The organism is Methylobacterium sp. 17Sr1-1 (assembly GCF_003173775.1).
Taxonomy (GTDB): domain Bacteria; phylum Pseudomonadota; class Alphaproteobacteria; order Rhizobiales; family Beijerinckiaceae; genus Methylobacterium.
Genome location: NZ_CP029552.1, coordinates 814618 through 825000, shown reverse-complemented (window position 1 = coordinate 825000; position 10383 = coordinate 814618). Strand labels below are relative to the sequence as shown.

Annotated in this window: 10 protein-coding genes (1 of these 10 only partly in view); all 10 read right to left on the bottom strand. The window is 72.1% G+C overall.

The window, feature by feature from the left end; all coding sequences use genetic code 11:
• A protein-coding gene (locus tag DK412_RS03780) for a histidine kinase dimerization/phosphoacceptor domain -containing protein (protein WP_245447413.1) crosses the window boundary here: on the bottom strand, window positions 1-841 show its start. The gene continues 1754 nt to the left of window position 1, outside the view; only the first 841 of its 2595 coding nucleotides appear in the window; it begins with the start codon at window positions 839-841; its stop codon lies off the left edge, out of view.
• 126 nt (window positions 842-967) lie between these two features.
• On the bottom strand, window positions 968-2359 hold the full coding sequence (locus DK412_RS03775; RefSeq protein ID WP_109970861.1) for a dihydrolipoyl dehydrogenase: 1392 nt from the start codon (window positions 2357-2359) through the stop codon (window positions 968-970).
• Between the two features lie 95 nt (window positions 2360-2454).
• Window positions 2455-3135: a guanylate kinase gene (gene gmk / locus DK412_RS03770; protein ID WP_204165489.1), complete on the bottom strand. Its 681-nt coding sequence runs from the start codon at window positions 3133-3135 to the stop codon at window positions 2455-2457.
• Between the two features lie 148 nt (window positions 3136-3283).
• Window positions 3284-4159 (bottom strand): YicC/YloC family endoribonuclease, encoded by an 876-nt coding sequence (locus DK412_RS03765; protein ID WP_109970860.1) that lies wholly within the window; start codon window positions 4157-4159, stop codon window positions 3284-3286.
• 86 nt (window positions 4160-4245) lie between these two features.
• Window positions 4246-5637: an endolytic transglycosylase MltG gene (gene mltG, locus DK412_RS03760; RefSeq protein WP_109970859.1), complete on the bottom strand. Its 1392-nt coding sequence runs from the start codon at window positions 5635-5637 to the stop codon at window positions 4246-4248.
• Between the two features lie 219 nt (window positions 5638-5856).
• On the bottom strand, window positions 5857-7113 hold the full coding sequence (gene fabF, locus DK412_RS03755) for a beta-ketoacyl-ACP synthase II (protein WP_109970858.1): 1257 nt from the start codon (window positions 7111-7113) through the stop codon (window positions 5857-5859).
• A 63-nt stretch (window positions 7114-7176) separates the two neighbouring features.
• Entirely contained in the window at window positions 7177-7413 is a 237-nt protein-coding gene (locus DK412_RS03750) for an acyl carrier protein (RefSeq protein WP_048430877.1), read from the bottom strand.
• Window positions 7414-7663: 250 nt separating this feature from the next.
• Entirely contained in the window at window positions 7664-8401 is a 738-nt protein-coding gene (fabG, locus tag DK412_RS03745; RefSeq protein WP_109970857.1) for a 3-oxoacyl-[acyl-carrier-protein] reductase, read from the bottom strand.
• A gap of 13 nt (window positions 8402-8414) precedes the next feature.
• A complete protein-coding gene (gene fabD, locus DK412_RS03740; RefSeq protein WP_109970856.1) occupies window positions 8415-9350 on the bottom strand; it encodes an ACP S-malonyltransferase in 936 nt (311 codons plus the stop codon).
• Between the two features lie 184 nt (window positions 9351-9534).
• The gene (locus DK412_RS03735) at window positions 9535-10260 is read right to left on the bottom strand and encodes a carbonic anhydrase (protein ID WP_109970855.1); all 726 of its coding nucleotides are present in this window, start codon (window positions 10258-10260) and stop codon (window positions 9535-9537) included.
• Window positions 10261-10383 lie beyond the last annotated feature (123 nt).

The following is a 10383-nucleotide window of genomic DNA, read 5'->3' as shown; positions in this document are numbered from 1 at the left end:
GGCTGATGGCGAGCTCGGTGTCGAGCTGGCTCGCCGAGCGGAAATCCTCCGGATGGGCCGGCGCCAGCTCGAACTCGACGATGATCCGGTCGCCGTTGCGGTGGGCCGCGAGCTCGACCGGCAGTCCGTCGACGCCGGGCAGCACGACGCGCTGGCGCACGAGGCGGCCGGGATCGACGCCGTCGCCCTGAAGGCTCTCGCGGATCCGGTTGGCGAGCCCGGCGCCGAGCAGGGCCGGGAGGTCGAGGCCGAGGGGATCCCGGTCCAGCACGTCGCAAACGTTGCCGCTGCAGGCGACCACGGTCAGGGTATCGGAATCCGCCGCGATCAGGACGGCGTGGGGCTGGATCGCCCCGGGAACGTGGATCGGCTCCTGCTCGCACAGGCGCGGATCGACCGGCTCGGCCCGCACCCGCTGGTTGACCGCCGCCAGAACCGCTTCCCGGCTGTGCCCGTGCTCCAGCGGCTCCACCGGCTCGGTGATGATCCAGTAGCGATCGGGCGCCGCGGCCTGGCGCAGGGTGATCCGGACCTGCATCGGCCGCGGGTCGAAACCGTAGACGAACGAGAAGGTGTGATCGAGCCGGCCCCGGCGCACCCCCTCGCGGAAGCGGCCGTAGAAATGCGGCAGGTGGGTGCAGGGGGCGACGTCGGTGAAGAAGTTGCGACCGATCATCCGCTCGGGCACGCGGCCGGAGAACTCGCTCTCGGACCGGTTGTAGAGATGGATGACGCCGCGTCCGTCGATCTGGATCACGCCCTGACGCAGGCGGTCGAGGTCGGCCGCCGCGAAGGCGTCGAGGTCGATCGTCGGGGCCGTCGTCAGGTCGGGCAAGGTCACGGCATATCCAGCGAATCGATGGTCCGGGAGGGCGGCGCCTCCGGCGACAGGTCCCGCACCTTAACGACTACCAACCCTGAACGGAACCGCAACGGGTGATTGCCTCGAGGACTCGTTGACGTTTCGTCACCGTGTGCCGCCGGTCCGTTCGGCGACCGCCTTCACGGCGCTCTGCAACCCCTCTTCCAGGGTCGGATGGTAGAACGGCCGGTCGAGGAAGGTCGCGGCGGTCCAGCCGTCCTGGACGGCGATCACCATCAGGTGAGCGAGGTGCTCGATTCCGGGGCCGACCATCGCGGCACCGGTGAGCCGGCCGTCGGGCTCGGCATAGACCCGGATCAGGCCGGCGGCCCGGTCCATCGCTCGGGCGCGGCCCTGGTCGGCGAAGGAGGTCTCGCCGATGATCCAGTCGCGCGCCGCCTCCGCGTCGAAGGCCCGGCCGACCGTTGCGATCTGCGGGTCGGTGAAGACCAGCGCGAAGGCCGGCCACGGCGGCGGCGCCTCGACCTGGGGAAAGCGCGCGGCGTTGCCGCCGGCGATCCAGCCCTGGCGCTGGGCCTCGTGAAGCACCGGATGCTCCTGGTTGGCGTCGCCGGCGATGAAGATCGGGGCGGTACCGCACTGGAGGGTGCGCGGGTTGAAATCCGGCAGGCCGTCTTCGTCGAGGACGATCCCGGCGGCGCCGAGGTCGAGGGCGTCGAGGTTGGGCGGGCGCCCGGCGGCGGCGAGCACGCGCGCGAAGGTCCCGCTCTCCTGCTCTCCCGATTCCCGGCGCCAGATCAGCCGCACCCCGTCCCCGGCGGCTTCCGCATTCTCGACCGTAGCCCCGAGACGGAGATCGAATTCGGCGCCGATCGATTCGGCGGCGCAGGCCGCGATCTTCGGGTCGCGGGCGCCGCCGACCGCGCCGGCGGGATCGAGCAGGGTCACCCGCACGCCGAGGCGGGCCATGGCTTGCGCCAGTTCGAGCCCGACCGGCCCGGCGCCGAGGATCGCGAGGGTCTCCGGCAGTGTCTCGATCTCGAACAGGGTGTCGGTGGTGAGGACGCGGTCGGCGACCGGTCGCAGGGGCGGCGGCAGGCTCGGGGTCGAGCCGGTGGCGATCACCACCGCGCCGGCGGTAATGCGGGTGTGGTCGTCGACGAGGAGGGTGGTCGGGTCGCGGAAACGTGCCGTGCCGGCGACGCGCAGGTCCTGCGGGATGCGGTCGAGCCCCGCGAAGACGGAGGCGACGAAGTCGTCGCGCAAGGCGCGCATCCGCCGCATCACCGCCGCGCCGTCGACCCGGACCTCGCCGGTCGTGACACCGAACGACGAGGCACCGCGCGCGTCGTGCGCGGCGCGGCCGGCCTCGATCAGGAGCTTCGAGGGCATGCAGCCGACCCTGGCACAGGTGGTGCCGCCGGGCCCGCGCTCGATCAGCACCGCACGGGCGCCCGCCTTGGCGGCCGCGGCCTGCGCCGCGATTCCCGCCGTGCCGGCCCCGATGACCGCCACGTCGCAGGCCAGCTCACGCATCGCTCACTTCCTCGGGCTGCCCGGCGCGGCACGAGCGCGACGTCGCGGGTGGGACCACCCGGCAACTTCGATCGCGAGCGATTCGTTCCCGCGCGTCAGGCTTTCGGCCCTTCCCCCTCGGCCAGCAGGCCGGCGACGAAGCCGGCGAGACCGACCTGGCGCTCGCGGCGCAGGTGCTCGGCGGCGAGGATGGCCTCCAGGGTCTTGAACGAGCGGTCGAGGTCGTCGTTGACCAGCACGTAGTCGTATTCGGACCAGCGCTCGATCTCGGTGCGGGCGTTGAGCAGGCGGCGCTCGATCGTCTCGGCGGAATCCTCGGCGCGGCGCTCCAGGCGGCGGCGCAGCTCGGCGAGGCTGGGCGGCAGGATGAAGATGGTGACGACATCGTCGCGCAGTTTGCCGCGCACCTGCCGGGTGCCCTGGTAGTCGATGTCGAAGATCATGTCGCGGCCCGCCGCGAGCGCCTTCTCCACCGGGCCCCGGGGGGTGCCGTAGTAGTTGCCGTGCACCTCGGCCCATTCGAGCAGGTCGTCGCGCTCGCGCAACCGCTCGAAGGCGTCGCGGTCGATGAAACGGTAGTGCTGGCCGTCGATCTCTGACGGCCGGCGCGCCCGGGTGGTGACCGAGACGGAGAGCTCGAGGCCCCATTCGGGCCTCTGGGCCAGCGCCCGGGTGAGCGTGGTCTTGCCCGCTCCCGAGGGCGAGGAGAGGATCAGCACCAGGCCCCGGCGCGCCACCGGTGTGGTCAGGAGTTCGGAGCCCATGGTCGACACCATCGCGTTGCTTCATCCTTTCGCCGGGGCGGAACCGGCTCTGTCGGTCCCGAGATCCCCGCTCGAGGCCCTTGCCCGAGTTCTCCTCCAATGCCGCCCGTCCGGCGGGGGCGCAACCGGGAAGCGGCGACGGGACGGGGACAAATCTCCGCTACTCGACGTTCTGGACCTGCTCGCGGAACTGCTCCACCACCGCCTTGAGGTCGAGGCCGATGCGCGAGAGCGACACGTCGTTGGCCTTGGCGCAGAGCGTGTTGGCCTCCCGGCCGAGCTCCTGGGCCAGGAAGTCGAGCCGGCGCCCGACGGCGCCGCCGGCGGCGAGAAGCTCGCGGGCCGCGGCGAGATGGGCGCGCAGGCGGTCGATCTCCTCGCGCACGTCGGCCCGCGCGGCGAGTAGCACCGCCTCCTGGTGCAGGCGCGCCGGATCGAAGCTGCCGGCCTCCATCAGGATCGCGACCTGCGCCGCGAGGCGCGCCTTGACGGCTTCCGGCCGGCGGGCCGGGCAGGCTTCCGCGGCCTCGACGAGATCGGCCATGGCGGCGAGCTGGCCGCCGATGATGTCGGCGAGCGCCCGCCCCTCCGCGCGGCGGCCCTCCGCCAGGGCCTCGACCAGCCGGAGGGCGGCGGCCGCGAGGTCGCGCCGCAACGCCTCGTCGTCGGCCGCCTCCTCCTCGACCTCGACCACGCCGCGCACCCCCATGAGCCCGTCGACGGAGGGGAGCGTGATGCCGAGCGGCATCGGCACCCGGGTCACGGCTTCGGCGAGCGAGGCGAGCAGCGCCTCGTTGATGCGCACCCGCGGCGCGGCCTCCGCGCGCGACAGGGTGAGGGTGAGGTGGCAGGTGCCGCGGCCGAGGCGCTTCTGCACCAGGGCCCGGGCCTCCTCGCCGATCGCGTCGAAGCCGGCCGGAACCCGCACCCGGATTTCCAGCCCGCGGCCGTTGACGCTCTTGAGCTCCCAGGCCCAGTGCGCGGGTCCGGTGGTTCCCGCTTCGCGGGCGAAGCCGGTCATGCTGGCGATGGGCATCGGGGCGCTCTGGACAAAATTGACGGGAGGGGCCGCTGGGTCAGCGAAGACCCGCGGCGGAACAGGGGTTGGGGCGGGCTTGCGGGTTACCGCGCCCCTGGCCCGGTCCTGGGCTGGGACAGGACCGGAACGGTCTTCGGCGAGTTCAGGTCGTAGGTCCGGTTGCGCAGGGGATCGCGGGCAGTCCCCTCCGAGGCGTCGAAGGCCCGCGAGCGGGAGCCCGGGGTCGCCTCACCGCCGTCATAGGCCATCGGCGCGCCGGGCAGCGCGGTGCGCGGGGGCAACGCGGAGGGATCGGCCTGCGGCGGCGGCTCGACCTTGTCGACGCCGACCTGCGAGGCCGGATCGGCCGCGGCCTTCGCCTTCTCGACCTGACGCCAGCGGGCGACGTTGCGGTTATGGGCGTCCAGGGTCTCGGCGAAGACGTGGCCGCCGGTGCCGTCGGCGACGAAGAACAGGTCCTTCGTCCGCGAGGGGTTCGCCACCGCCTCGAGCGCCGCGCGGCCCGGATTGGCGATCGGCCCCGGCGGCAGGCCCTCGATCGCGTAGGTGTTGTAGGGCGTCACCCGGTCGATCTCGGAGCGCAGGATGCCGCGCCCGAGGGTGCCGCGCCCGCCGACGAGGCCGTACACGATGGTCGGATCGGATTGCAGCCGCATCCGCTTCTGCAGCCGGTTGACGAACACGCCGGCGACCCGCGGGCGCTCGTCGGCCCGGCCGGTCTCCTTCTCGACGATCGAGGCGAGCGTGACCATCTCCTGGGGCGTGCGCACCGGCACGTCGGGCGAGCGGCGGGCCCAGATCTGGTTCAGCACCTCGCGCTGCTTGGTGCGCATCAGGTTGAGGATCTTCTGGCGGGAATCGCCGCGCTCGAACTTGTAGGTCTCGGGGAGGAGCGAGCCCTCCGGCGGAGTCTCGTTGATGTCGCCGGTCAGGATGTCGTTGTCGTTGAGGCGGGCGACGATCTGCTCGCTCGTCAGGCCCTCGGGGATGGTGATGGCGTGCTGCACCGGGCGGCCCTGGACCAGCACGTCGAGGACGTCGTCGACGCTGGCATGGGCCTTGAAGTTGTACTCGCCGGCCTTGAGCGCCGCCTTTCGGCCGAAGCGGGCGGTGAGCTCGAACAGCATCGGATGGGCGATCACGCCCTCGCGCTGGAGCAGGTCGGCCATCTCGCCGACGCTGGAGCGGGGCACCACCACGACCTTGTCGGCCTGGAGCGGCCCGGCCTCGTTGGTCTGGCGCTCCAGCACCACGAGGCCCAGGATGGCACCGAGGCCGAGGATGACGAACAGGGTCAGGAAGCCGCTCACCGCCGAGAGCAGGCCGCCGCGCTCGCGCACGGGCTTCTCGGGCGGCGGCGGGGCCGCGGTGGGCTTGATGGCCTCGCTCGGGCTGCGCGGGGCGAGCCGGTTCGGCTGGCTGACCGGCTCCGGCGCGCTCGGCGCCGGGTCCTGCGTCTTCGATCTGCGAAACATGGCGGTCCTGTCGTGGCGCGTCCGCGGAGCCGGCCGGTGGACGCGCGTGCCGGCCCGATGGGCGGAAGAGCGACCGAGACCCTAGCAAGTTTTATGGCGAAATGGAGCCGGTGCGCGCCGTGAGGCCACATACGAGAAAGCCCCTCCGCGCGGGCAGGAGGGGCTTTCTCGATCGATCGGCTTATCCGGCGAGGGGGCCGGTCAGGCGCCCCGGGCCGTTCACACCCGCCGCAGGATCAGCGACGCGTTGGTGCCGCCGAAGCCGAAGGAGTTCGACAGGGCGACGTCGACGTTCCGCTTCTGCGCCTTGTGCGGCACGAGGTCGATCGCGGTCTCGACCGACGGGTTGTCGAGGTTGAGGGTCGGCGGCACGACGCCGTCGCGGATGGCGAGGACGGAGAAGATCGCCTCGATCGCGCCGGCGGCGCCGAGCAGGTGCCCGGTGGCGGACTTGGTCGAGGACATCGCCACGTCGGTGGCGTTGCCGAGCAGGCGCTCGACCGCCTTCAGCTCCAGCTCGTCGCCGAGGGGCGTCGAGGTGCCGTGCGCGTTGATGTAGTCGATCTCGGACGGGGCGATGCCGGCGCGCTTCACCGCCGCGCTCATGCAGCGATAGGCGCCGTCGCCGTCCGGCGAGGGGGAGGTGATGTGGTAGGCGTCGCCCGAGAGGCCGTAGCCGATCACCTCGGCGTAGATCTTGGCACCGCGGGCCTTGGCGTGCTCGTACTCCTCGAGCACCACCACGCCGGCGCCCTCGCCCATCACGAACCCGTCGCGGTCGCGGTCGTAGGGGCGGGAGGCGCGCTGCGGCTCGTCGTTGAAGCCGGTGGAGAGCGCCCGGCAGGCGGCGAAGCCCGCGAGCGAGAGCCGGTTGATCGGCGATTCGGCGCCGCCGGCCAGCATCACGTCGGCGTCGCCGAGCGCGACGAGGCGCGCCGCGTCGCCGATCGCGTGGGCGCCGGTGGAGCAGGCCGTCACCACGGCGTGGTTCGGACCCTTGAGACCGTGAGCGATCGAGACCTGGCCGGAGGCCAGGTTGATGATCCGGCCCGGGATGAAGAACGGCGAGATCCGCCGGGGCCCCTTCTCGAACAGCGTCACCGAGGCATCGTAGATGCCGCCGATGCCGCCGATGCCGGAGCCGATGAGGACGCCGGTGGCGCACTGATCCTCGTGCGAGGTCGGGTGCCAGTCGGCGTCGTCGAGCGCCTGGCCGGCCGCCGCCATCGCGTAGACGATGAAGGGGTCGACCTTGCGCTGCTCCTTGGCTTCCATCCACGTGTCGGGATTGAAGGTGCCGTCGCTGCCGTCGCCGAGGGAGATCGAGCAGGCGATCTTGCACGCCAGATCCGACACGTCGAAGGCCTCGACGCGGGCGGCACCGCTTTGCCCCTCGATGAGGCGGCTCCACGTGACGTCGACGCTGCTGCCCAGCGGCGACACCATTCCGAGGCCCGTGACGACGACTCGACGCATCGCGTTATCCCGACCCGATCCCATGACGGAAGCGTTTATCCTGTTAGCAGAGGACGGCGGCGATCAGCCGGCGTTCTTCTCGAGGAACTTGATCGCGTCGCCGACCGTCTGGATCGTCTCGGCGGCGTCGTCCGGGATCTCGACGTTGAACTCCTCCTCGAACGCCATCACCAGCTCGACGGTGTCGAGGCTGTCGGCGCCCAGATCGTCGATGAAGTTCGCGTTCGGGGTCACCTTCTCGGGCTCGACGCCCAGGTGATCGACGACGATCTTCTTCACCCGGTCCGCGATATCGCTCATCGTGTAGGTCCTTAAGTTACTGCTCGTGGAACTGTTCGGAGCCGCCGCGTGCGGGCGGAGCCCCGGGGAGAGTTCGTGATGCGGCCGGGCGTGCCGGTCGCGCATGTCGTGGAAAAGCCGCGGACGGCCGGTCCGTCAATCCCCTTGCACGGCCGGCGGGTGCTTAACACAGGGATTTAGCCCTGGCGAGGGCCGCTTCACCTCCGGTTAAGAAACCGTGCCCCCCGCCTGGGGAATGCGGCGCGCCGCCCTAGAACATCGCCATGCCGCCGTTGACGTGCAAGGTATGCCCCGTCACGTAGGCCGCCTCGTCGGAGGCGAGGTACACGGCCGCCGCGGCGATCTCGGCGCCCTCGCCGAGGCGGCCCATCGGCACCGTGGCGAGGATGCCCTCGCGCTGCTTGTCGTTCAGCACGTCGGTCATCGGCGAGGTGATGAAGCCGGGCGCGATGCAGTTCACGGTGATCTTGCGGCTCGCCACCTCGGCGGCGAGCGCCTTGGTGAGGCCGACGAGACCGGCCTTGGCCGCCGCGTAGTTGCCCTGGCCGGCATTGCCGGTCGCGCCGACCACCGAGCCGACATTGACGATGCGGCCGTAGCGGCGCTTCATCATGCCCTTCACCGCCGCCCGCGACAGCCGGAAGGCCGCGGTCAGGTTCACGGCGATCACGCTGTCCCACTCCTCGTCCTTCATGCGCAGGAAGAGGTTGTCGCGGGTGATCCCGGCATTGTTGACGAGCACGTCGAGCCCGCCGAGCGCGGCTTCCGCCGCCGGCACCAGCGCCTCGACGGCGGCCGTGTCGGAGAGGTTGGCCTCCAGGACGTGGACGCGCTCGCCGAGCTCGGCCGCGAGCGCCTCCAGGGCCTCGCGCCGCGTGCCGGAGACCGCCACGTGGGCGCCCTGGGCGTGCAGGGCCCGGGCGATGGCGCCACCGAGGCCGCCGGTGGCGCCGGTGACGAGGGCCTTGCGGCCGCTGAGGTCGAACATGCTGGTCACTTTCTCAGAGCGTGAAGGCCGCGACCTCGGCCGGGGTGCCGACCGGCGTGGCGGAGGTCCCCGCCGCGATGCGCTTGACGAGGCCCGACAGCACCTTGCCGGTGCCGATCTCGTAGAACGCGTCGACGCCGGACGCCGCCATCGCGGCGACGCATTCGCGCCAGCGCACGGTGCCGGTGACCTGCGCGACCAGCGCGTCGCGGATCGCCGCCGGCTCGCTCATGGGGGCGGCGAGCACGTTCGCCATCACCGGGACCTTGGCGGGGCGAAGGTCGACGCGGGACAGGGCCTCGCGCATCGCCTCGGCGGCCGGCGCCATCAGGCTGCAATGGAACGGCGCGGAAACGTTCAACATCACCGCGCGCTTGGCGCCGCGCCCTTGCGCCAGGGCGACGGCCCGCTCGACCGCGGCGCGGGTCCCCGAGACCACCACCTGGCCGGCGCCGTTGTCGTTGGCGACGTCGCACACCTCGCCCTGGCGCGCCTCCGCGGCGACCTCGGAGGCCGCCTCGACGTCGAGGCCGAGCAAAGCCGCCATGGCGCCCGAGCCCACCGGTACCGCCTTCTGCATCGCCTCGCCGCGCAGGCGCAGCAGGCGCGCGGCGTCGGAGAGCGACAGGGAGCCGGCGGCGGCGAGCGCGCTGTACTCGCCGAGCGAGTGGCCGGCGACGAAGGCGACGTCGCGGGAGAGATCGAGGCCGTTTTCGGCCTCCAGCACCCGCAGCACCGCGATGCTGGACGCCATCAGGGCCGGCTGGGCGTTCGCCGTGAGGGTCAGCTCCTCGGCCGGGCCCTCGAACATCAGGCGCGAGAGGGCCTGCCCCAAGGCCTCGTCGACCTCGGCGAAGACCGCGCGGGCGGCGGCGTGATCCTGGGCCAGGGCGGAGCCCATGCCGACGGCCTGGCTGCCCTGGCCCGGAAAGATGAAGGCGCGCGACACGTGCGGGGTGCTTCCTGCCCTTGAGAGCTGCGACTGGCGGCTCGCGAACCGCGGCATGCGGCTGCGGGACGCAGCGATTGGGCGGCGCCAGTCGCAGAGGCGCCGGCCATAGTCAAGCGTGGCCGGTGCGCAAAATTCGCGAGATCTCGCCCGGCCTGCGCCGCCGGGTCAGGCCGGGTCGATGTCAGGCCTCGTCGAAGAAATCGACCTCGCCGGTATCGAGGCTGTAGGCGGCCCCGACGATCCGGAGCTTCTTCTCGGCGAGCGGCGTCAGCAGTTCCGGCTCGGAGGCGGTGCGCAGGCGCCGCACCACCCGGCTGACATTCGCCCGCACGGCGTTCTCGACGAGGTCGCCGGGCTTGCTCCGCACGCCCAGCACCGCCGGGACGATCGGCTCGATCATCTGGCCGATGGCACCGGGATAGACCGTGTTGTTCGTCACCACGTCCACCGCCGCCTCGACGGCGCCGCAGCGGCTGTGGCCCATCACCAGGACCAGCGGCACGCCGAGCTTGGCCACCGCGTACTCGATCGAGCCGAGCGCCGTCGTGTCGACGGTGTTGCCGGCGTTGCGCACGATGAACAACTCGCCGAGGCCGCGGCCGAACAGGATCTCGGGCGAGACGCGGGAATCCGAGCAGCTGACGAGGACGCAGAACGGCGTCTGGCCCAGCGCGATCTCGATGCGCCGCTCGCGGCCCTGCACCGAACGCACCGGGCTGTCGGTCTTGAACAGCCGGTTGCCCTCCTTCATCGCCTCGAGGGCCTGGTCGGGACTCATGGTGGTGCGCTTCGTCGACGGCGCCGCGGCGCGGGCGAGGCCCGGCGGGAGCGCCGCAGTGGCGGCGATGGCGCCGCCGAGCGTGCAGCCGCAGCCGAGCAGGTGGCGCCGGCTCAGACGGTTCGTCATCGGGTCGTCTCCTTCATCCGCGGCTCCGCGCGACCTGCCGGCCCGGGGCACCGGGCCGCCCTGCGGGACATGAGGGCCCGCCCGCCGCCGCGCAATCAACCAGAAACATCAAGCCTCGCCGAC